Genomic DNA, 23,142 nt, shown 5'->3' with positions numbered 1-23,142 from the left:
GGATTGCTCGGCGATAAGCTTTTGTCTCATCGTCGCTTGATCCAGAAACTCACCAAGAAGACGTGGCAGCTCGAAAAGCGTCGTATCAACTTGGAGCTCGTCGGATGGGGAGCTGTTGCCTACAAGTACGGTCCTTCTGGTGGCGCTAGCGTCTCCGTGGCGTTGCCAATGGGAGAGAATGGTCTCTGGACCACTCGACTCACGGCAGGTCTCGGCGTCAGCCCCTCGGTCGGCCTTGGTTGGCTCGCAACAGGCTCGCTCACGCGATCCTTGTCTACAACGAAGGACATCTTCGCAGTCGGCCCAGCCATCCTTGGGATGGGCGACGCTGGAGATCTTCTCGGTGAGGAGTCCACCTGGCTACTCGCCGGCGGAGTTGAGTTTCGCTTGAAGCTCGGATTCGTTCATCTCGTCGGAACTCCGTTTCTCGGGGTGACAAACGAGGGTGTCGGGCACTTCATGTGGACACCGTCTACGTATAAGCAGACCGTCTGCGGTCCAACGCTCACGAAAGCGGGCTACTGGACCAAGGTCGGTGAAAACGACAGCTTGTCGTTTACCGGTGGCGTCATGATTGCTGTCGCCGTTCCTCTATTCTAACCTACCTACGATCCGCCAAGTTACTCGTAAGAGTGACTTGGCGGTCCTACCAAATGAGGCATTCCAAACGGAATGCCTTTTTTCACACCTATGAAGATGCAATAGAGTACGGGTTTAGACCATGCAAAATATGTAAGCCGTAAAATATAAACACGCAGAAAATGCATTTTATTTATACAAGAATCTTAGTTTAAGTTAAAAAAATAGTAGGTGTAAATCTGAGGCTTGTATAAGAGGAAACTAAAAAATACCTTATGAAATGGGTATTTTTTAGGTTAATTTATTTTTTTGGTGATTGATCGGATTTTGATATAGTAACCTCATCTTTTAGCTCTATCATTTTTAATTCTCGCCCAGTCATTAGCTTATTTATTTTATTTAGTTCATCAATGTGAGCAGTAAGATTTTTTGTTTTGGATGCCACGGTTTTTTCAAGATTTTTGGTATAGTTTTCTAACGTAAGTCGAGCAACTCTTTTCGCGGTGGCATCTTCCATGGATACTAGAATTTGTTTAGTCGAGTCTAATTGTCTATCATTGAGTAGCATTATTCTTTGTCCAATATTAGGAAAATTATGAATGACCTCATAGTCATTAAAAGATTTTTTCTTTGGTAAAATATCTTCTAGTAATTTTTTAAGAGCATCGATATTCCATTGATTACTTCCTAATTCATAAATAAGTTTACCCTCGGTTTCATTTTTTGAGGTTTTAAAAGTTTCATAAAAAGCTTTATTTGCCCCAACCACCACAAGACTCCTATCAAGAATAACAAAAGGTTCCCTTGCTGTATCTGCAAACATTTTAATATAGTATAGAGCTATTTTTTTTCTTCCGCTCTCTCGAATTTACCATTTCCATTTTTTTTCATATAGTTTTATTAATTTATACTCCAAAATCAACCTTGGGTTTAGTTTCGGGGGTATTTTTTAATATTTTTATAATTTATTAATATTGATAGGGGATATACCTTTATTATATTTAGTTTGAATAATTTAGTAAAGAAATCTCTAAGTGAGCCAACTTATACGAATGTATATACTTATTATCGGAAGTTACCTTTTTTCAAAAATACAGGTTTAATAAAATGGATAATGTTGACAAAGGTATTTATTTATAGTATATTTTATAGGCAAGGTAATTAATACAAAATTTATATGGCAAAAAGAATTACTGGGGTTGGAAAGAGAAGAAAGACACATTCTCGCAAAACCGCAAAAAGACTCGAAATTAAGCGATTGATGCTTGAAGAAAAAGCAAAGAAAAAAAAGTGTAAATAAAACTCACAAAAAAATGCTCACAATGGGCATTTTTTTATAAAGAAGTAATTTTTTTATTTGCCTTCGTTCTTTCGTTTTCGGTTAAAAATTGTTTTCTTAAGCGAATGTTTTTCGGAGTAATTTCTAAATATTCATCATCACTCATTATACTCATACCTCTTTCAAGTGTTAGTCTTAGAGGCGGGGTCAAATTGATTGATTCATCAGACCCAGAAGCACGCATATTTGTTAGTTGTTTTCCTTTTGTTGGATTTACGGTTAAATCATGTCCTTTTGATGCATTTCCAACAACCATTCCTTCGTAAACCTCTGTATTTGCATCAATATAAAGAGAACCTCTATTCTGAAGATTAAATAATGAAAAGCCAAGAGCTTTTCCTGTTGCCATTGAAACCATAGAACCGACATCGGTTTTTTTGATATTTCCAACATAAGGGCGAAATCCGATAACTCGGGTATAAATAATACCTTCACCTTTTGTGTCAACGACAAATTCATTTCTATATCCAAGAAGTCCTCTGGTCGGCATTTCAAAAATAATTTTTATATTCCCATGTTCCGGCATCATCTCAACTACATTTCCACATCGGCTTCCGAGTTTTTTTATAACAGTTCCGGACATTTCTTCAGGCACATTAATAGTTACTTCTTCAAAAGGTTCAAGTTTTATTCCATTTTCTTCTTTGATAATTACATGGGGTTGAGATATCTGCATTTCATAACCTTCTCGGCGCATATTTTCCAGCAAAATCGCAATATGCATTTCTCCTCGGCCATAAATTTTATAATGGTCAATTCCAGAAAAATCGATTTTTAAACCAACGTTAACTTCTAATTCTTTTTCCAATCTTTCTTTTATCTGTCTATTGGTGACATACTTTCCTTCTTTTCCGGCAAATGGAGAGTTGTTGATAAATAAATTTAATGAAATGGTCGGTTCATCAATGTTGATAGCCGGCAAAGCCTCTTGTTCTATATTTTCGCAAATAGTTTCTCCAATAAATATATCAGGAAGACCGGCTATCATCACGATATCCCCGGCGCCGGCTTCTTTTACTTCTTTTCTTTTTAATCCTTCAAAAGTAAATAACTTTGTAATTTTTCCTTTACGGATTTCTCCTTTTACGTCTTTTATTATTACCCTGGAAGCATCATTTATTTTTCCTTCATAAATTCGTCCAATAGCAAGACGTCCCAAAAAATTATCATATGCAAGATTGAAGGGTTGTATTCTTAGGGGTTTGTTTTGTAACTCTTCGCCCGAAGCAATCGTAACTTCTTTCAAAATTGTATCCAAGAGGGGAGTAAGGTCTTTGGAATCATCATCAAGACTTGTTTTAGCAATTCCATCTCTGGAGATTGCATAAATTGTAGTAAAATCAAGCTGTTCATCACTTGCTCCTAAGTTAAGAAAAAGTTCATAAATCATTTCTTGCACAATATCCGGCATTGAAGCGGGCTTGTCTATTTTATTTAATACTACTATTGGTTTCAGCCCCAACTCAAGTGACTTTTTTAAAACAAACTTTGTTTGAGGCATTGGTCCTTCTTGGGCATCAACAAGTAAAAGCACGGAGTCAATTGAACGCAAAACACGTTCAACTTCCGAACCAAAATCAGCGTGTCCCGGAGTATCCACGATATTTATTTTCGTATTTTTATAATAGACAGAGGTATTCTTTGAATAAATCGTTATTCCTCTCTCAAGCTCTAGCACATTGCTATCCATACTGTCTCCGGCTTCAGACATCCCTGTTTGTCGCATTAACGCATCGGTCAGAGTTGTTTTACCATGGTCTACATGGGCAATAATTGCGATGTTTCTTATCTCCATATATAAAATTAAAACCGCCCTTGAAAAAAGCGGATAAATAGCTTTAAATCAGTTTAAGTTTGTACGCTTAACTATAACACATTTTTTAAGTTCTGTCAATAGCCATGTATTTGTTTTTTTAAAAAGAAAAAGTGCGGATTATTCCGCGCATGGTTTTTTGATGAAGCGGGTATATTTTTCGCCCATTTCTTTTATTCTGTACTGGATAATTTTTTCCAAAAACTTTTTTGTTTCTCTGTATGCTATGCGAAAGAGCATTCTTTTCGCGCATGGGTCTCCTTTTCTCCACCTGCTGACGATTTCTCTGGTAAGCGACTTATCATAGTAGACGAGCCGGCATCTTACGCAAACAAAATATGGCACATCGATTCGCGTCCAGCATCTGACTCGCGAGCTAACACAGACATCAGCTTTTTCTCCGCATTTTGGACAGAAGAAATTATAAAGCATTTTCCGCCCTCCTTTTATATATTATAGCTTAGCAAAAAGAAGCGGGAATAGCAATATTCCCAAAACTCCCGTCAATCTCTCTACCGGTAGAAACAGGCTCATCTTTGGAAAGGAGGTGGAAGAATGAGATGGGTTGCTTATCTTCTATTGTTTTGCTATGGTAGAAATAGCTAAAAATTAATTCAAACACATTTATGGAAAACAATATGTATAATGTTAATAAGATAGAGCAATTGAAGAAATTTAAAAAGAAGTTGCCAATAATAGCAGGTCTTTTTATATTTTTTGTTATTTTATTTGGCTGTTTTGGTACAGTTGGCGCAGGTGAAAGAGGAATACTTTTACAATTTGGCGCAGTTACCGAAAAAGTATTTAATGAGGGTCTTTATTTTAAGATTCCATTAATTCAAGAAGTTGTGAAGCTGGATGTAAAGATACAAAAAGATGAAGTTCCGGCAACAGCGGCATCAAAGGATTTGCAGATCGTCACCTCACAGGTTGCCTTAAACTATCATCTTGACCCAAAAAATGTAAACAAGATTTGGCAAGAAGTGGGACAAGGCTTTAATGCTCGTATCATTGCTCCTGCTATTCAAGAAGCAGTGAAGGCGACAATGGCAAAATTTACAGCCGAAGAGCTTATAACTAAACGTGAAGACGTAAAAGATCAAATTAAAGATAATCTCGCCAAGCGTCTTTTGCAGAATAATATAATAGTAGATGAGGTGAATATTACCTCTTTCGATTTTTCTAAATCATTTAATGACGCAATTGAACAAAAGGTAACCGCCGAACAATTGAAGTTAAAAGCTGCAAGAGATTTGGATAGAATAAAAATTGAAGCTGACCAAAGGGTTGCTGAAGCAGAAGGTAAAGCAAAGGCTATAAAAACAGAAGCACAGGCCCTACAGTTTAATGCATTGCTAATTCAACTTCGTTGGATAGAAAAATGGGATGGAAAAGCTCCAACATATTGGGGCGAAGCATCACCTTTTTTCGGATTAAAATAAACGAGAAAACTTGACAAAATCGTCAAAGTGTGCTATAATAATGAATGTGTTTTAAAAGGATATAATTAATTCAATTTGCGCTAGATTAAGCTAATTAATCTGTGGAAAATTGAACCCGCAATAACAATATGTGCGATTCATGCAATTGCGATAACGAACTTCGTTTCGACGAAGTAGAGGGTGGCGAAGCTCCTGTGAGCGAACCAGAAGCCCCAGCTAGCGATATGCCGGCTGATGACGGCGCATCTGATGATGCCTCAGACATGAGCGAAGAAGCTCCTGCCGAAGAAGCGCCTGAAGCTCCTATGAGCGAACCGGAAGTTCCTGTAGAGGAAACTCCTGCAGAGGAAACTCCCGCAGAGGAAACTTCTGAAATGTAATTTTTTACATTATTAGCAAAAACCCCCAATTTGGGGGTTTTTGATTTTTTAAATAAGATTGTAAATATTTTTTTGTTTTATATCCGGCAGATGATATAATTATTGTATGTTAATGCAGATATTTTATTTTTTATTGTTAGTTGCGTTATTTATTTTGCTGGGAAAATCGGCTGATTTTTTGATAGATGGCTCAAGAGCGCTTGGTGCTAAGCTCAAAATAAAAACAATCCATCTTGGTTTTATATTGGGTATATTAACAACAACACCAGAGCTTTTCATTGGTATAAATACAGTATTGGAGGACGTGCAGGCGATATCTTTCGGAAATTTAGCCGGAGGGATAATCATCCTTTTGGGTTTTATCATGGGATTAAACATTGTCCTGCGTAAAAATATAGAAATAGCAGATGGGGTAGAGCCCCCGCTCCTTTTATTTGTAGCATTTTTATTAATAATGCCCCTTATCTTTATTTTGGATGGCAAGATAAATTCTTTAGAAGGAGTAATTTTAATTTTAACATATATAGCTATTGTTATTTATTGGTTTAAAAGACGAAGCGGAGGACGCAATACAAAAATACAGAAAGATAGCAAAACTCAATGGGCGGTTGTTTATTTTATCATAGGTATTATTGGAATAGTTTTTTTATCAAGGTTTATTGTTGATGTTACGCTCGCGCTATTAGAAGGATTGAGGATAAGTAAATTAATGATAGGTGTAATTGTTTTTTCAATTGGTACAAACTTGCCGGAGATAATCGTTGTTTTCGAATCATGGAGAAAAAAAATAAAAACCCTTGCGCTAGGCAATCTTATTGGGAGCGCTATGGCTAATATCTTGGTTATTGGCGCACTGGCTGTTTTTAGTCCGATAAATGTCGTAATAAATGAAAGTTTTATTGTTTTTTTTATCACTTTTATTGTGGTTGTTGGCCTCTTTGTATTTTTTTCCTATACAAAGAAAAAATTGCAATTATGGGAAGGTGCTACATTAATCCTGATTTATTTATTTTTTGTTCTTTTTGAGTTTTTACTAATCGGAGTTGTTTAATGATATAATAATTTATAGAAATTAATTTAAAAAAAACTATGAAAAAACTTTTTCTATCAATTTTCTGTTTTGGCTTGTTTTTTTGCGTAGCTTCAAAGGCGGAAGCAGCGGATTTACAATCCGGAGATTTAATAAAGGCCAGCTTGCCGGCGGTTTATTATTATGCCACAGACGGCAAGCGTTATGTTTTTCCAAATGAAAAAACATATAACACATGGTATGACGGGTTCACGGGTGTAAAAACGATTACCGATTCAGAATTAGCCGTAATTCAGATTGGCGGAAATGCGGTTTATCGAGCAGGAGTCAAACTTATAAAGATTCAAACAGATCCAAAGGTGTATGCTGTAGCAAAAGACGGAGTTTTGCGTTGGATAAAAACAGAAAGTATTGCGGTTGCTCTTTATGGTGCAGATTGGGCAAAAAAAGTAGAAGATGTCCCAGATGCTTTTTTCACTAATTATACAATTGGAGCCGATATCGGAAGCGCGGATAATTATAATCCAACAGCAGAAAAAACAAGTGATACAGAACCAATAACAACGGGCGTTGCGCCCGTTGAACCGGTGCAGGTTGTACCTGTAGCTACTTATAAATGGAATATAAAAGAAGTAAATAGTGATCTGTACTTACATAAGAACCCAAAATTGTCAGCTTTTAATGGTGGGTTTACTGCTTTATGGAATGATGATCGTCATGGACAAAGTGAGGTTTTATATCAAAAAGTTAACAATACAATTACTTTAGAAGGCGTAGTGCAGAGAGTATCTAGCAATTTAACAACCTCTGATAACGCAGTTTCTGTTTATAACGGTAGTATTTTGTATATTTTATGGGAGGATTCAAGTATATACAAACGAGCGATTTATTTACAAAAACGTGATTCAGTGGGTAATACATTGAGTGATGGACTTTTTACATCTTCTTCTATTGGGTCAGCGCGTTATCCTGATATTGGGTCTGGCGAAGATGACATTTATGGAATCGTTTGGTGGGATACCAAGACCAGTAGTGACAGTTCGCGAGGAAAAATTATTTTTAAACGAATGGAAAATGGTTTGAAAGTTGGCGAGGAGTTGAGACTTGGTGAAGAAACAATCGACGCTCATCCAAGGATTATAAGTGCCGGAGATAACTTTGGAGTTATTTGGCAAGAAGAAACCAATAAAATAAAATTTGCGATAGTTGATAAAAATGCGTCTCTTGTTGGTGCAGAAAAAGAAGTTTGCACTGCTTCTGGCGCAACAAAAGCAAGCATAGCGTTTAGTGGAGAAACTTTTGGCGCAACATGGGAAGATAATGGAACAATATATTATATTTTATTAGACAATCAAGGAAATATAATCGGTTTGCCTCAGACGGTTGCTTTGGGGAGCGGGTCGGATATTGCATGGACTGGTGAAAAATTTTATATAAGTTACACGGCCGGGACTGATATAAAGATTGCCAAAATTAGCAAAATTGGAAATGTTGAAGAAATAAACATAAATGTCTCCAATTCAGTAGTAGCTTCCACAAATTCTAGTTTGGCTGTAAATGGGGGAGTAGTGAGTATTTTGTGGCTTGAGAAGAATGGTTCCTATGACAAATTGTTAGGAGCAGTAGAGAGTAAGGAATAATTTTTTATAAAATATACAATATAAAATCCCGCATCCGCGGGATTTTATATTTATCAGAGTTTATTTTTTTGTAGCCTATGGCTGATAAGAGAATGCGTAAATTTTTTCACCGTCCAGGAGATAAATTGTTTTTGTTGTTTCGTTTATAGCGATACTTTGCATATTATTATTTAACGTTGGTAAAAGATAATGACCTAGGAAGTCGCCACCTTTAGATATTATAGAAACTCTATCGTTGCCTAAAAGATAGATATTGGATAATTCATCACTTGTTGTGATAATTTTATATGAAACACCATTTTCAATACTTTCGACATCGTAGCTCCACTCCGCTTTATTTCCACGATAAAATTTTAATACATCATTGTTGGATAATAAAACATAAACATTCCCGTCAATTGCCATAGATAGGACATTTGCTCCATCTACGATATTTGCTGTTGCCCAGAGCGCCGGCTTGCCAAAGCCGTCCAAGGAAGGATTATGTTTCCATATTGAAAAATATTTTTGACTATCCGTCAAAGCATAAAGCCTGTCATTGTAGACAGAGAATTTATTAATTGTTTCGTTTCCATGAAGAGCGATTTCTTCAAGTTCGCTTGAAAAAGAACTAAGATTAACTTTTTGGATAATTTTTGGATTTTGGAGCGCATATAAATCTTTTTTCCCATAGTCATAATAGTAGCTATTCTGTAAGCCACTTACAACAAAATTTGTCCTTTTTATGTCTTGGTTAGAAACGTCAATAGAAATCAACTGAGATTCGGATTGAATGCCGACTCTTCCTCCGACAAGATAAAGAGGAGGCAAGATGTTCACATTTTCTTCTAGACTAAAATCAGCAATAAGAACAGGCGAGCCTATCTCAGAGATGTTTTGAATTTCGTATAATCGTTTCTTTATACCCAAATAAAGCGTGTTAAATTCCGTATCGTGTATTTCTATCGGGACTTCATCAAGATTTGTAAGCGCCGACTTTAATTTTTTTACGGCTATATTTTTTTCTTGATAAAGAACATCTGCATTTGCCTGGTCGTATAAGGCGTTCGCCATGTCTATTTTTTGTTTATAGCTAACTTTCAATTCCTTAATTTTTTGGAGATGGAGATTGTAGCTTACAGCTCCGCTCAGGAGAAGCAATATGCAAAAAAGACTTATAAGCGCAGCTTTGGAAATGCCCGTTAAAGCATTGTAGTAATCTGTTATTTTCAGCCAAATTGATTTTATATGGTTATTCATCATGAGCTGTCGTTCTCTTCTCTTGCCCCGTACATTAGTAACAATAAAAAAGCCATTAAAAAATATAAAAGCCAAAAATAAGATGATTTTTTTAAAGAATTTTAAAATTTGTTTTGAAAAAGCAAAAATATAGTTTAAGACAATCATGAAAGTGGTTTTTTCTTTCCCTCTTTTCTTGATTATATTCAAAATCGATGGTGAAAGGTGCTCCAACGTTTCTTGTTCGGTTTTAAAAAGTTTTTCCAGCGATTCGGAAGAACTCTCTTTTTGCTCCTCTTCTAAATTGGAGAAGAGGAATAGGGCACTATAAAACGACTCGTCTTTACGTTCCAACAGGTTATCATTTATTGTGTCTATTATTTTTTCAACCCCTATAGAAACCGCTGCTGTTCCCATTTGGTAGGGGTTGATGACACTATTAAAGTCAGTGTTACAAAAATATAAGAATTGGTTTTTTAAGATTTCTCCGTTTAAAGAATATGAAAAAAGCTTATTGCTTACGTCAAGCGGAGCAGACTCGTCAGGATATATTTTTTTTGTACCCTTTGAATAAAAAAGATATGCGTGAACATCGCCACCGGCGCAGAAAAGAATTTGGCGATCTTTTAAGACGCCGATTATTACATTACATGATTCTTTTGATAGTTTATATGGGATAGACTGGTTTATCCGTCTGTTCAAAAAATTTATCATATCGTCAAAAGCAGTATCAAAATCAAGGTCGCTCGCATAATATCGGGCCATTCCTTCATTTATAATATCAAGAAGCGCAGTATTGTATGTTTGTCCGGCGTTTATATCTAAAAAGCCAAATAGATAGCCAAAATTAGCCGTATCCAATCCCTCGTGGTCATTTGTTGACATGAGGTGTAATACTCTTTTTTTTGATGGTTGCTTTACAAGCGTGATGTTCTTTATTGTTACTTTACCCGAAGGTTTCTTCATAAATAACCAAAATTATCCTATAAATATGATAGGCGTTCCCTCCACTTGTTATATTTCTTATTATATAATAAAATAAAAATATATGCTACGAAAGAAAACCGGAAGCAAAGAAGGGGGTAAAAAAAGCTTTAGCGGGCTTGAACAACTTTTTGGTTCAAAGAGTCGTTTTAATTTATTGAAATTATTTTTTAATAGTCCAGAGAAGGAGTTTTTTGTTCGCGAGATGGCGCGTCTTGGTAATACGCAATTAAACGCAATAAGAAGAGAGGTCCAAAATCTTGAAGAGCTGGGAATTATAGAAAAAGCGGAAACAAGCGATAGTAAAAAAATATTTTATCGACTGAACCAAAATTTTATCCTATTCAATGAAGTTTCTTCTCTTATAAAAAAAGCAGAACTTTTGGCAGAGAAAAAGCTCGTAGACTGCTTAAAGGAACTTGGTGATATAAAACTTTGTATATTAACGGGCGCTCTTTTGGGTACAGAGGCACCAACCGATCTACTGCTTGTCGGAAAAATAAACCGTGACGCCTTGGCGAAGCTCATCTCCAAATTTGAAAAAGAAATTAATAAAAGCATTGCATATACAGTGCTTTCAATTGAAGAATATAAGCACAGAAAATCATTAACAGACAAATTTTTATTTTCTATTATAGAAAGCAAAAAAATTATTGCTATTGATGAGTTAGAAGAATTTGTAAATGACAGGGAAGTGAGCACGCTTTTCTAAATATATGGAAAAAAACTACCTATTTCTAAACACAGTAAACAAAGACTTCCCTTCCTTTATTATTTTTAACGCACGGGGAGATTTTTTATTTTCAGAAAAATTTATCCCCAAGCAAGAAAATATCATAGAAAAATTAAAAACATTTTTTAAGAAATCAAAAATTAAAAAAGAAGGAATATCGGCAATATTAGCGATTGAAGGACCAGGGAGCTTCTCAGGAAGCAGAGCAGGTGTGACGCTGGCAAACTCATTTAATTTTTTGTTCAATACGCCAGTTTTAGGCATAAAAGACAGCGGAGATCCTGTGAAAAAGCAGATTGATAAAAATATGGATAAATTAAAAAAAATAAAAGCAAGCTCAACCGCGAAGGTATATTATAAGTATCCTCCAAATGTAACTTGAAAAGTAAACCCGGTTTTTTTAAAGATAAATTTTATATCTTGTGACAAGGGACAAGACGTATTAATAAAATGCGCCTTTTTTATTTTTATGTTATAATTATTTATATAAAAAATTAAATGAAAGGAGGCGCTATGTCCGGTTTTTCATGGACAACAATATTATCTTCATCTTTTCAAACTCTTTGGGTTTCGATGATTGATTTTTTGCCAAAACTTTTTGGCGCATTAGTAATTTTTGTTTTGGGTGTGCTTATTGCGACAGGAGCCGCAAGCATAACAAGACGAATAATAAAATTTTTACGCATTGATAAATTAGTAGAACGATTAAAGATAGAACAAACGTTCGAGCATGCCGGAATCAAGATTGTCGTGAGTGATATTTTTGCTTGGATTGTAAAATGGTTTTTGATTTTGGTATTTTTTGTTACAGCAGTGGATATCATGGGCTGGTCCGAAATTGTTTCTTTCCTAAATCAGGTTCTTCTTTATTTGCCAAACGTAGCCGTTGCAGTTGCGATCTCGCTTATTGGTATTATTCTCGGCGGATTTATTGGCGAAACAATCATAAAAGTAGTCGCTGCAGGAAAAATGAAAAACGGAAAATTATTGGGCGGATTAGCGCAATATGCAATTATTATTTTCTCTGTAATGGCCGCTCTAATACAACTTAATGTCGCTGCGTCGCTTATCCAGATTTTGTTTATAGGCATTGTTGCAATGATAGCAATCGCGGGTGGAATCTCCTTTGGTTTGGGCGGACGTGAAGAAGCAGGAAAACTTATCGCTACCTTGGCAAAAAGGGCAGGCAACAAGAAGAAAAAATAAAAAGGTAAAGCCGTTTTCATCAATAATTTAGATAATTAAAATTATCAGCAATCTAGCTGATAATTTTAATTATAAGAGAGATGTCTTGATTTTATCATTAAAAGATGCTATAAAAGTGATACAATATAGATATTCAATTTATGGAAATTACAGATAAAAAATATCGTTTTTTTGAGATGTTGTCGGGAATAATGGTTTGGACTGCGCTTATTGGCTTATTTGTGCTTTCTTTTATTTTGCCACTGTGGGTTATTGTTTTCATTATTATATATGATCTTTTGTGGCTTTTCAGGATTGTTTATTTTTCTTTTTATCTTATTTTTTCTTGGAGAAGATGCAGAAAAACAGTAAAACAAGACTGGATGACAAAAACTAAAGAGCTGGCAAACTATGAAAGTTATTATCATTTAATATTTTTACCTACATATAAAGAACCTTATGATATTGTAAGAGAATCTTTTCGGTATCTCAAAAACTCCAATTATTCAAAAGACAAAATGATTATTGTTTTAGCTGGAGAAGAGCGGGATATAGAAAATTTTACTATTATTGCCGACAAAATAAAAGAGGAATTTGGAGAAATTTTTTATAAATTTATTATAACAGTCCACCCCAAAAATTTACCAGAAGAAATGCCTGGAAAAGGATCTAATCTTCATTATTCTGGACATAAGGTAAAAGAGATAATCGATGCCATAGGCTTTGAATATGAAAAGGTTATTGTTTCCGCGTTTGATATTGATACTGTTGTTCATCCGGAATACTTTGCTTACTTAGCATATAAATATATAACAAATCCAAAACAAACCAGACGTTCTTATCAGCCGATCGTTGTTTATGCTAATAATATTTGGACTTCCAGTACCATTGTGCGTGTTGTTGCTTTTGGTACGACTTTTTGGCTTTTGAATGAGCTTGCTCATCCGGAGCGAGTTGTTACGTTTTCCTCGCACAGTATGCCATTCAAGGCACTTGTGGACGTAGGATTTTGGGACAAAAATGTTGTTTCCGAAGATTCGAGAATTTTTTTACAATGTTTAATTCATTATCATGGCGATTATCAGGTGGAACCCTTGCATATTCCCGTTTATATGAATACGGTAATGATAAAAAGTTATTGGCAAAGTTTAAAAAATTTGTATAAACAACAGAGGCGTTGGGCATGGGGAGTTGAGAATGTTCCATATATGTTTAAGTATTTCGCTGGTGATAAGTTAACTCCGCTAAAAAAACGAGCGAAGCACCTGTTTAATATGTTGGAAGGAATGTTTTCTTGGGCAACAGCTCCGATTTTAATTTTTGTTTTAGGCCGTTTGCCTTTATGGGTTGCCGGAGAAAGTGTAAAAAAACTTGTTTTTGTGCAAAATTCACCATATATCTTAGAACGGATAATGCAATTGGCAATGCTTGGAATTTTTATCTCAGCGTTGTTATCTTTCTTTTTACTTCCGCCAAAACCGCCGGAAACAAAAAAAACCGCGTATATTACAATGGTTTTTCAGTGGATTCTTATGCCTGTGACTATAATTATTTTTGGCGCATTACCTGCAATTGACGCTCAAACAAGAGCAATGCTCGGCAAACGTCTTGATTTTTGGGTAACGCCAAAATCATAAAACATATAATAATTATGGAACAGAGATATTTTCACGCAACAATTAATATCGTAACATGGAATAGCGCAGAATATATTGATGATTTGCTTATTTCATTGGAGGCCCAAACATTTTTAGGCTTTCATATTATTATAGTTGATAATGCTTCTTCGGATAAAACACTGAGTATTATAGCGCAACATCCAAATATTACGCTGATAAAAAACAGCTCCAATTTGGGATTTAGCCGCGCTCATAACAAAGGCATTGATATGGCTTTAAAATTTTGGGATGGAAAAACTCTTGATGATAGATTTATTGTTGTTTGTAATCCCGACATTGTGCTAAAAGAAAACTGTCTGGAAAAACTTATTGCATCAATATATAAGGAAAAGAAAACTGCGATAATGGGTCCAAAACTTTTACGTATTTTTGATGAAGAGGTAGATAATTTGTCTAATAAATCAAAATCAAATATTATAGATTCCCTGGGTATCAAATGTAGTAAATCAAGAAATATAATCGATTCTTGTTCTGGTAAGGAAGACGGGCACGACGTAAATTTGAAAAGCGTTTTTGCTGTTAGTGGAGCTTTTATGTGTATTCGACCAAATTCTTTATTCACAATTAAAGAAGGTAAGGAGTATTTTGATGAAGATTTTTTTGCTTATAAGGAAGATGTGGATTTATGCTGGCGTTTGCGCAACATGGGATGGGATATAAAAATTGAGCCAAGCGCAGTCGCATATCATTATAGAAAAGTAAGAGGTGACGAAAAAGTATCATTAATAAAAAAAATACAAGATCACAAATTAAAACCTCGCTTTATAAAACTTCTTTCAGCGCGTAACCATTTTTGGACACTTTGGAAAAATGATTTTTTGAGTAACGAACTTATCCATTCTCCATTTATAGCGACAAGAGAGATTGGTAAATTTTTGTATAATCTTATGTTTGACAGGAAAATTCTTGGAGCTTATTTTCTGGCTTTTTTCGGGATGCCTAAAATATTGAAAAAAAGAAAATATTTAAAAAATACTAAAATTGACGCCAAAGAGATAAGAAAGTGGTTTGAATAATATTTATATTGTATGACTCTATCCATAATCTATATTAATTACAATACAAGACAATTACTTAAACAGTCGTTAAAGCATTTTTTTCTAATTTCCCCAGCCATAGATTTTGAAATTATTGTCGTAGACAATAATTCAACTGATGGAAGCGCAGAGATGCTTTTGGAAGAATTTCGTCAAGTAAAACTTATTAAGTCAAAGAAAAATTTAGGTTATGCCGGTGGAGCCAACCTTGGTTTAAAAAACGCTAGCGGAAGTTTTGTAGCTGTATTTAATGCAGACATATTCATCATACAAAACTCATTGGAAACAGCAATAAATTATATGGACAATCATACAGATATTGGGATGGCTGGACCGAAACTTATAAATGCTGACGGCAGTTTGCAATATTCTTGTTATCGTTTTCCGCGCCCCTATACTCCCATTCTACGCAGGACATTTTTGGGTGAGACAAAATGGGGTAAACGAGAAGTGGATAAATATCTTATGAAAGATTACAACCACAATGATGCTCGTCCGGTTGATTGGCTTTTGGGCGGAGCATTGATTGCTAGAAAAAGCGCTCTTTTTGAAGTTGGCTTTTTTGATGACCAGTATTTTTTATATTTTGAGGATACTGATTTAGCGCACAGACTAAAAGATAAGGGTTACAAAGTAATGTATTTACCAAGTTCTAAGATGTATCATTTACATCGTAGGGAGTCAGCCGATACGGGTCTTTTGAAGAGCCTATTTAATCCGGCGACACGCGCCCATATAAAAAGCGCGATAAAATATTTTTGGAAATATAAGGCAAGTAGATAACACAGAAGAGCCAGAGTGGCTCTTTTTGAATACAAAAAGTATTCAAGAATAAATTGACAGAAAGAAGAGAGGAGGGTAAAATAGAATAAATTATGTTAGTCAAAAAAATAGCAATTGATCTTGGCACAACCAATGTTTTGGTTCATGTGCATAAACGAGGGATTATTATAAATGAGCCCTCTGTTGTTGCTATCTCTCAAGTAGATAAAAAAATATTAGCTGTTGGGAGCGAAGCAAAAGATATGCTTGGCAGAACGCCGGATACGATTGTTGCCAAGCGCCCCCTAAAAGACGGTGTCATCGCTGACTACAAAACTACAGAAGCAATGCTACGTTATTTTATAAATAAAGCCCTTGGGAGTTTCCGCCTTTTTAGGCCGGAAGTTATGATTGCTGTTCCGGGCGGGATTACATCAACTGAGAGGCGCGCAGTTATAGATGCGGCTGTTTCTGCTGGCGCAAGGTCTGCATACATTATTAAAGAGCCGATTGTTGCTGCCATTGGCGCGGATATCCCAATTGGAAGCGCTTCGGGGCATATGATAGTTGATATTGGCGGAGGTACAACAGAGGCTGCAGTAATTTCTTTAGGTGGAATTGTGACTTCTGCATCAGAGAGGATTGGCGGAAACAGATTTGATAATTCTATCGCAGAATTTATAAAGAAAAAGTATAATCTAGCTATTGGTGAAAGGACCGCGGAAGAGATAAAAATTAATATTGGTTCGGCAATGTATTTGGAAGAAAAATTGGTAATGGAGATACGTGGGCGAGATATGGCCAATGGCTTGCCAAGAATAATTGAAGCGACATCAGACGATACTACAGAAGCGGTACAAGAAGAATTGCGAGGCATTATAGAAACTGTAAAACGTGTTTTGTATGAAACTCCACCAGAACTCTCTGCCGATGTTATGGATAAAGGCATAATGCTTTCCGGCGGTTCCAGTCAATTACGTAATTTGGATACTCTGATTTCTGAAGCAACGGGTGTACCGACTTATGTTGCGGACGAACCACTTTATTGCGTTGTAAAAGGTACTGGAATAGCCTTGGATAATCTGGAGTCATACAAACGTTCAATTCTTGCAACGCGGTAAAAAAGCCCGTCCTTCGCAGTCAAGCGAAGCGCAGACGAAGAAAGGAAGGAAAAACAATGGAAAAAATCGTTGCAGAGCTCTTTTTACACAAAAATAGAGGGTTATTTATAGCCTTGAAGTTTGGTACGCCAGGCGTGCCTTACGCGCCAAGACAAAAAAATATGAGAGTTCGACATTCCGGAAAAAGAGCTATGAGGATAGTGGATACTTCTATACCGGCGCCAAAAGTTGACGCGAAAGAAGTGGCCAGAGCTCTGGGTGCGCGACTTATCGGCAACCTGACGCTTATAGAACATCTTTCCATTATGGGTGAATTGCTGATACTGGTGTTCGAAAGTAAAACGAAATTGGAGTTGAAAGAAGATGGATGCCTAAGTTTCATTGCAGAAGATAATCGTCAGCTTGTTTTCAAAGCTGACGAAGTAAAAAAAATTTATACATTGGACAATAAAGGTTCAAGTCAAGTTCTTTGGCAAAAATAAGAGGTATTATACCCTTCGTGGCTTCCTGCCGGCAGGCAGGCTTGGCTCAGAAGTAAAAAGATTACTTTTTTACTTCACCTGCTCTACGTCGCCAATAAAATAAGAGCTCAACGAGCTCTTATTTTAATATTTCATTTAATGTTTTCTCCGCGCATTTTTGCCAATTAAACTTTTTGCATTGATTATATCCTTTTTCTATCAAACTTTTCTTTAACGCATAATTATTTATGATTTTGAGAATCGTATTTTTTATTTCTTCCGGACTATCAGGATTTACCAAAAGCGCGGCATCTCCGGCAATTTCAGGCATTGACGCGCGGTCTGAAGTAATAACTGGTGTTCCGCAGGCAAATGCTTCCAAAATAGGGATACCGAAACCTTCGTATAAGGATGGATATAAAAATATTTCTGCATTAGCCATAAGTGCTGTGGCATTTTCATTAGAAACCCAGCCCAATGTTTGAATTTTGGGTGTAGACTTTGGAATATTAAATTTGGGATTTTTATTTCCTGCTAATATTAATGTATAGTCCGGATTATCTTTGCTAAAAAGCTTAAATGCTTTAATTATATTTTCAATATTTTTTTTCTTTTCCAATCGGCCGATATAGAACAAATATGGTTTTTTAATTGAAGGCTCATTATTTTCTGTTTTTTTGTAAACATCATTATAACCCAGATGAGTAACTATAATTTTATTTTCTGGTATTTTGCAGATATCAACTAATTCTTTTTTTGTAAATTCTGACGGAGCAAAAATTTTTTTTGCTTTTTTTGCTCGTTTTATTCCAAACTCTAATATTTTTTTCTGCAAAGTTCTATAACATTCCGGAAAACGTTTAAAACCAATATCATGTATTGTTGTGAAAGTATTTTTTGGCGAAAAAAAAGGGATAATATGTGATGGAACAAAAAGAATGTCTGGTTTATGGAATAACATTTCCAAAGATAGACGTTTCAGTGTCCAAAAAGGAAACGGCCAACGCAAAACCCGCGATTCCCAATTTTGTGGTAGGGGTAATAAATCTTCACGTAAAGAAGAGAGGGAATATAAAATAACTTTTGTTTTCACAGGAATTATTTTTTTGAATTCTTGTATTAAAAAATAGGAGTACCACTCTACCCCTGTTTTTTCGTATTTATTTGCGCGCGAAGCGTCTATTGCTAAAATCATAGATAAAAGTTTGTATATATTAAGATAATATGCTAAATTATGAACAAAATCAAGGAGACATCAACGCTAAGAATCGCAGAAAGCTTAATAAAAGAGTTGATGCGAGCAGACAAGAAGGAATTACTTGCTTTTGTGCTGTTAACCGAAGATAATATTTTGGGTATGATAGAGGCAGACGATATTACTTGTTTCAATGAGCTTAATGGTTGCCCTAATATTTATGAACGGTTGAATAACGAAATATTGTTCCTTGGCGCATATTTTGACAGGCAAGAACTAGAAGTTTTTTTGGCAGGGCAAAAAATGCAAAATTGGCTCAATGCTTTTTATGACTTAAATAAAGAAAAACAAGAGGCAATTTATGGAGCAATTTTAATTCTATGTGATTTTATTAGACTACAAGAATGTGGAGGCATATTTAGAGGAGTCGGCAAAAAGAGATATAGAGGTGAACGATTTGCTCAATTTGCTTTTTGAGTGCTATGCAAGATAGAGCCCCAGCCGGCTCTTTTTTTATATAATATATCATGCTACAATATTTATATATTTTATGGACATTGTGGGCAATAGAAATATAACGTCTTTTTTAGAAAAAGTGACGGAAAATAAGATGCTAGCCCATAGCTATATTTTTTGCGGTCCAAAAAACATTGGGAAGAAAACAACGGCTTATTGGCTTGCTTCAAAATTATTAAATACAGAGCGAGAACGGCTCTATCTTCATCCGGACTTTATGGAAGCCAAGCCTGGTGAAAATAATATTCAAAAAGAAGAAGTAGATAGGATTATATCCCGTCTTAGCCTAAGCGCCTTTTCCGGCGGATACAAAATCCTTATAATCAATCATGCCGAGCTTCTAAATAACGCATCTGCTAATGCGTTACTAAAAACGCTTGAAGAACCATCAAAAAATACACTGATTTTAATTTTAACTTCAGAAGTAGGAAAACTTTTGCCAACCATTGTCTCTCGTTCCGTGATTTTACAGTTTAAACTTGTTCCAAAGAAAGAAATTAGAGAATTTATGAAAGATAAGGGGCAAAATGCAAAAGAATGCGCCGACGCTTCTTGCGGTAGGCCCGGTAGAGCTATAACAATGATGGCACAAAATTGGGTGCAATGCCAGAAAGACTCAGTCGAAGAGTTTTATAATCTTTTTTGTGGTAGTATGTCAGGCAGACTCAAAACATCATCCGCGCTTTTCAAGAATAAAGAAGATAGTAAACGTTTAATTTTGGAACGAATAGAGTTGTGGGCAGAGATAATAAGAGATGTTTTTTTGTTAAAGTACAATCTTAATGATGAGATTATACATAAAAACAGCATTAATACCCTAAAAGCTATTTCAGAAAAGAGAAAAATTAGTCAGCTTAGCGTTCTTCTCGCCAGAATTATAAAGATGCGCAAACTTTTAAGACAAAATATTAACTCACAATTAATGCTAGAAAACTTAATTATATGAAAAAAATTATCTATTTAGCGATTTTTTTAGCGGCAGTTTCTTTAACCGGTGTCGGTTGTATAACGATTGGTCCATCTGATGGTCAGGGCGCTGATGGTGGAATATTCAAAAGCGGAGATAAAGGCGTTATCTGGGCGCAAACAAATACAGTGCCAACAGCCGAAGGTATCGGTAATATAAATGAAACCAATATCTATGATATCAACTTTGATCCGCAAGATTCTAATGCGATGTATCTTTCTTCTGCCGGAAATGGGCTTTTTTATAGTTGGGATGGGGCAAGAAGCTGGAGATATGTAGATAGTTTGGGAAGTGGATACGTAAATTCTGTTGCTATTGATTACAAAGATAAATGCACTATTTTTACCGCTTTACAGAATAAGATATATAAGAGTTCTGATTGCGCAAGAACTTGGGATGATACTTATTTTGACACAAGAGCCGATATTTATGTAAGCTTTTTAGCAGTAGATCCATCTGATAACAAAATTTTGTATGCCGGACTTTCAAAGGGAGATTTATTGAAAAGCATTGATGCGGGTGTAAGCTGGAGTACTATTCATAGATTTAATAATAAAGTTCAGAAAATTGCGATTTATCCAACTGATTCCAATATTATTTTTGTAGCTTTACAAAATGATGGTCTTTGGAGGAGTAATGATAAGGGTAAAACATGGAAGGATTTACGCGAAAATATGAAAGATTTTAGAGATTCTAATGAAATTTATGACATAGATATGACTATGGACGGCAAAAATATTTATCTAACTTCAAAATATGGAATAACAAGATCAAAAGATGCCGGAGATACGTGGCAGGCGATAAAACTTCTTACGCCGGAACGGTCAACACGGATTTATGCCTTTGCTGTCAATCCGAATGATGAAAAAGAGTTATACTATTCTACGGCCAGTACGTTTTATTCTTCTTTTGATGGTGGGAGCAACTGGGTAACAAAAAAATTGCCAACTAGTAGAGTGGGAACGGCTCTAATAGTGCATCCAAAAGATGGAAATATACTTTATTTAGGAACAACACAATTTAGTAAATAAGTGGTGCGCGCCTGTAGTTCGTAATATAATAGTTACGGGTTATAAGGCACGGACTATAATAATCTATGGACTTATCTCAATATCAGGAGGAATTTAGTGAAATTACCAATTTTTTAAAGGAGGATTTAGCCGGACTTCGCACAGGCAGGGCAAACGCTGCAATGGTGGATAATATTATAGTAGATGCTTATGGCGGAAAGATGGCCTTAAAGGGCGTTGCTTCTGTTAATATACCAGACGCCAGAACAATCGTCGTTGATCCATGGGATAAATCTCTTATGAAAGAAATTGAAAGCGCCATAAGAAACAGCGGTAAGAACCTCAACCCTGTAAATGAAGGTAACTTTTTACGTATAGCAATCCCTGCGCTTACAGAAGAGTCGCGAAAAGAGTTGGTAAAACTTGCTCATGAAAAGGCAGAAGCCGCGCGCATAAAGATACGTCAGCTCCGTGAAAGAATAAAAGACGAAATTTTGAAAGCTGAAGAAGATAAAGAAATTGCCGAAGACCGCAGATTTAAAATCCAGGACGATCTTGATAAAAAATGTTCCGATTATAATGCAAACATAAAAGAAATGGCGGAAGAAAAAGAGAAAGAAGTGATGACGGTATAGGGGAAGTATCGGGTATTTAGTATTAAGTATTTAGTATGGGGAAAAAGAAAAAAACTAAAAAATCATTAACTGACATAATTTGTCTTTCAGTAGGAGGCATCGTGGTTGGACTTTTTTGTTATCTGGGACTATTGTCTCTTATTGAAAAAATGAATATAGGATTTTGGTTTAAGCAAACAAAAATCTTTGATTACATTGTGCCACTAATAATAATCTTGGCGGTAGTTGTTGCATCAATAATCTTTTTCGAGAAATTCGGGTCTAGGAGGTTTTTAACGCTTCAGAACATCGGGATTATTTTAGTATTATTGGGTACGATATATATAGGATTTATTGCTACTAGAGCCTCAAGCATAGAACCCCCATTTACTACCATATCAACCGCGGAGTGTAATACGAAGCCAGAAGCTTCAAATTGTGAAAGATATGGGATGTTATTTGTAAGATATCCAGAGTACTTGGTTACTGGATTATTTATTATATTGATGGGTAGTATGTTACAAATAAAACCTAAAAATAGTTATACTTAATACATAATACTTGATACTTAATACTATATTCAATATGGATAATAAAATGGAAAAAATTATTTCACTTTGCAAGCGCAGAGGTTTTGTATTTCCCGGTTCGGAGATTTATGGCGGATTAGCAAATACTTGGGACTATGGTCCTTTTGGTGTACAGCTAAAAAATAACATCCAAAATATGTGGTGGAAGCGGTTTGTTGAATCGCGCGCTGATGTTTTTGGAATAAATTCCGCGATTTTGATGAACCCAAAAGTTTGGGAAGCGTCCGGACACGTTGCCGGATTTAATGACGCGCTTGTGGACTGCAAATCGTGCAAAGCCCGTCTTCGCGCCGACCATCTTATAGAAGATCAATTAAATATCAAAACAGAAGGAAAAAGCGTAGCGGAAATGGACGCAATTATTAAAAAAGGCAAAATAAAATGCCCTGTTTGCGGAAAAAAAGATTTTACAGACGCTCGCGCTTTCAATTTATTATTTAAAACATTTATCGGGCCTGTTGAACACGATACATCTATTGTGTATATGCGTGGAGAAACAGCACAAGGAATGTTTGTAAACTTTAAAAATATAGTAGATACAATGCATCCAAAGCTTCCTTTTGGTATCGCGCAAGTTGGAAAATCGTTTAGAAACGAGATAACACCGGGTAATTTTACTTTCCGCACGCTTGAATTTGAACAAATGGAAATAGAATATTTTATAGAAAAAGAAACATGGCAAAAAAGTTTTAAAGAATGGCAAAAAGAAATGGAGGGTTGGCTTTTGGATTTGGGAATTGATAAGAAGAACTTTAAAGTTCGTGAGCATGATAAAACAGAATTATCACACTATTCTAAAAAAACAATTGATTTTGAATATCATTTTCCGTTTGGCTGGAAAGAATTG

Annotated in this window: 23 protein-coding genes and 1 pseudogene (1 of these 24 only partly in view); 20 read left to right on the top strand and 4 right to left on the bottom strand. The window is 35.6% G+C overall.

Features of this window, described 5'->3' with window-relative positions:
* Together COU51_02375 and COU51_02370 are read left to right on the top strand one after the other, a co-directional pair.
* A pseudogene (locus tag COU51_02375) lies at positions 1–600 on the top strand (hypothetical protein) (it extends 378 nt beyond the left edge of the window).
* A gap of 53 nt (positions 601–653) precedes the next feature.
* Positions 654–743, top strand: a complete 90-nt coding sequence (locus tag COU51_02370) for a hypothetical protein (GenBank protein PIR66754.1) — start codon at positions 654–656, stop codon at positions 741–743.
* Positions 744–880: 137 nt separating this feature from the next.
* Here COU51_02370 and COU51_02365 read toward each other — a convergent pair whose 3' ends face one another.
* Both COU51_02365 and typA read right to left on the bottom strand, forming a co-directional pair.
* Positions 881–1,402, bottom strand: a complete 522-nt coding sequence (locus COU51_02365; protein PIR66753.1) for a hypothetical protein — start codon at positions 1,400–1,402, stop codon at positions 881–883.
* A gap of 511 nt (positions 1,403–1,913) precedes the next feature.
* Complete coding sequence (gene typA / locus COU51_02360) at positions 1,914–3,713, bottom strand: translational GTPase TypA (GenBank protein PIR66752.1); 1,800 nt, start codon at positions 3,711–3,713, stop codon at positions 1,914–1,916.
* Positions 3,714–4,369: 656 nt separating this feature from the next.
* Here typA and COU51_02355 point away from each other — a divergent pair.
* The 4 genes from COU51_02355 to COU51_02340 all read left to right on the top strand — a co-directional run bounded on the left by COU51_02355 (position 4,370) and on the right by COU51_02340 (position 8,223).
* Complete coding sequence (locus COU51_02355) at positions 4,370–5,173, top strand: HflC protein (GenBank protein ID PIR66757.1); 804 nt, start codon at positions 4,370–4,372, stop codon at positions 5,171–5,173.
* 128 nt (positions 5,174–5,301) lie between these two features.
* On the top strand, positions 5,302–5,553 hold the full coding sequence (locus COU51_02350) for a hypothetical protein (GenBank protein ID PIR66751.1): 252 nt from the start codon (positions 5,302–5,304) through the stop codon (positions 5,551–5,553).
* A 106-nt stretch (positions 5,554–5,659) separates the two neighbouring features.
* Complete coding sequence (locus COU51_02345; GenBank protein ID PIR66750.1) at positions 5,660–6,604, top strand: hypothetical protein; 945 nt, start codon at positions 5,660–5,662, stop codon at positions 6,602–6,604.
* A gap of 38 nt (positions 6,605–6,642) precedes the next feature.
* The gene (locus tag COU51_02340) at positions 6,643–8,223 is read left to right on the top strand and encodes a hypothetical protein (GenBank protein PIR66749.1); all 1,581 of its coding nucleotides are present in this window, start codon (positions 6,643–6,645) and stop codon (positions 8,221–8,223) included.
* 75 nt (positions 8,224–8,298) lie between these two features.
* Here COU51_02340 and COU51_02335 read toward each other — a convergent pair whose 3' ends face one another.
* A complete protein-coding gene (locus COU51_02335; GenBank protein ID PIR66748.1) occupies positions 8,299–10,407 on the bottom strand; it encodes a hypothetical protein in 2,109 nt (702 codons plus the stop codon).
* A gap of 82 nt (positions 10,408–10,489) precedes the next feature.
* Here COU51_02335 and COU51_02330 point away from each other — a divergent pair, with 82 nt between their 5' ends.
* The 8 genes from COU51_02330 (at position 10,490) to COU51_02295 (ending at position 17,424) form a co-directional block, all read left to right on the top strand.
* Positions 10,490–11,137 carry a hypothetical protein gene (locus COU51_02330; protein PIR66747.1) on the top strand — a complete coding sequence of 216 codons (648 nt, stop codon included), beginning with the start codon at positions 10,490–10,492 and terminating at the stop codon, positions 11,135–11,137.
* 4 nt (positions 11,138–11,141) lie between these two features.
* Positions 11,142–11,540 carry a hypothetical protein gene (locus tag COU51_02325; protein ID PIR66746.1) on the top strand — a complete coding sequence of 133 codons (399 nt, stop codon included), beginning with the start codon at positions 11,142–11,144 and terminating at the stop codon, positions 11,538–11,540.
* 116 nt (positions 11,541–11,656) lie between these two features.
* Positions 11,657–12,364, top strand: a complete 708-nt coding sequence (locus tag COU51_02320; protein PIR66745.1) for a hypothetical protein — start codon at positions 11,657–11,659, stop codon at positions 12,362–12,364.
* 140 nt (positions 12,365–12,504) lie between these two features.
* Positions 12,505–13,980 carry a hypothetical protein gene (locus COU51_02315; protein ID PIR66744.1) on the top strand — a complete coding sequence of 492 codons (1,476 nt, stop codon included), beginning with the start codon at positions 12,505–12,507 and terminating at the stop codon, positions 13,978–13,980.
* 14 nt (positions 13,981–13,994) lie between these two features.
* Entirely contained in the window at positions 13,995–15,038 is a 1,044-nt protein-coding gene (locus tag COU51_02310) for a hypothetical protein (protein PIR66743.1), read from the top strand.
* 12 nt (positions 15,039–15,050) lie between these two features.
* A complete protein-coding gene (locus tag COU51_02305; protein PIR66742.1) occupies positions 15,051–15,842 on the top strand; it encodes a hypothetical protein in 792 nt (263 codons plus the stop codon).
* Positions 15,843–15,934: 92 nt separating this feature from the next.
* Entirely contained in the window at positions 15,935–16,942 is a 1,008-nt protein-coding gene (locus tag COU51_02300) for a rod shape-determining protein (protein ID PIR66741.1), read from the top strand.
* 56 nt (positions 16,943–16,998) lie between these two features.
* Positions 16,999–17,424, top strand: a complete 426-nt coding sequence (locus tag COU51_02295; GenBank protein ID PIR66740.1) for a hypothetical protein — start codon at positions 16,999–17,001, stop codon at positions 17,422–17,424.
* A 118-nt stretch (positions 17,425–17,542) separates the two neighbouring features.
* On the opposite strand, the gene COU51_02290 is transcribed toward COU51_02295, so the two are convergent.
* A complete protein-coding gene (locus tag COU51_02290; GenBank protein PIR66739.1) occupies positions 17,543–18,598 on the bottom strand; it encodes a hypothetical protein in 1,056 nt (351 codons plus the stop codon).
* A 39-nt stretch (positions 18,599–18,637) separates the two neighbouring features.
* Here COU51_02290 and COU51_02285 point away from each other — a divergent pair, with 39 nt between their 5' ends.
* From COU51_02285 to COU51_02260, 6 genes are all read left to right on the top strand, one after another.
* Positions 18,638–19,075 carry a hypothetical protein gene (locus COU51_02285; GenBank protein ID PIR66738.1) on the top strand — a complete coding sequence of 146 codons (438 nt, stop codon included), beginning with the start codon at positions 18,638–18,640 and terminating at the stop codon, positions 19,073–19,075.
* A 73-nt stretch (positions 19,076–19,148) separates the two neighbouring features.
* Positions 19,149–20,060: a hypothetical protein gene (locus COU51_02280; protein ID PIR66737.1), complete on the top strand. Its 912-nt coding sequence runs from the start codon at positions 19,149–19,151 to the stop codon at positions 20,058–20,060.
* On the top strand, positions 20,057–21,112 hold the full coding sequence (locus tag COU51_02275; GenBank protein ID PIR66736.1) for a hypothetical protein: 1,056 nt from the start codon (positions 20,057–20,059) through the stop codon (positions 21,110–21,112). The genes COU51_02280 and COU51_02275 overlap by 4 nt, the downstream gene beginning before the upstream one ends.
* A gap of 65 nt (positions 21,113–21,177) precedes the next feature.
* A complete protein-coding gene (locus COU51_02270; GenBank protein PIR66735.1) occupies positions 21,178–21,726 on the top strand; it encodes a ribosome recycling factor in 549 nt (182 codons plus the stop codon).
* 35 nt (positions 21,727–21,761) lie between these two features.
* Positions 21,762–22,256 (top strand): hypothetical protein, encoded by a 495-nt coding sequence (locus COU51_02265; GenBank protein ID PIR66734.1) that lies wholly within the window; start codon positions 21,762–21,764, stop codon positions 22,254–22,256.
* Between the two features lie 34 nt (positions 22,257–22,290).
* Positions 22,291–23,142 (top strand): glycine--tRNA ligase (locus tag COU51_02260; GenBank protein ID PIR66733.1); only part of this gene is annotated, 852 nt, incomplete at its 3' end.

The sequence above is a fragment of the Parcubacteria group bacterium CG10_big_fil_rev_8_21_14_0_10_36_14 genome, assembly GCA_002772895.1.
In the GTDB taxonomy this organism is placed as follows: domain Bacteria; phylum Patescibacteriota; class Patescibacteriia.
Note: the sequence above shows the minus strand (reverse complement) of the source record. Positions and strands in the feature narration are given on the sequence as shown.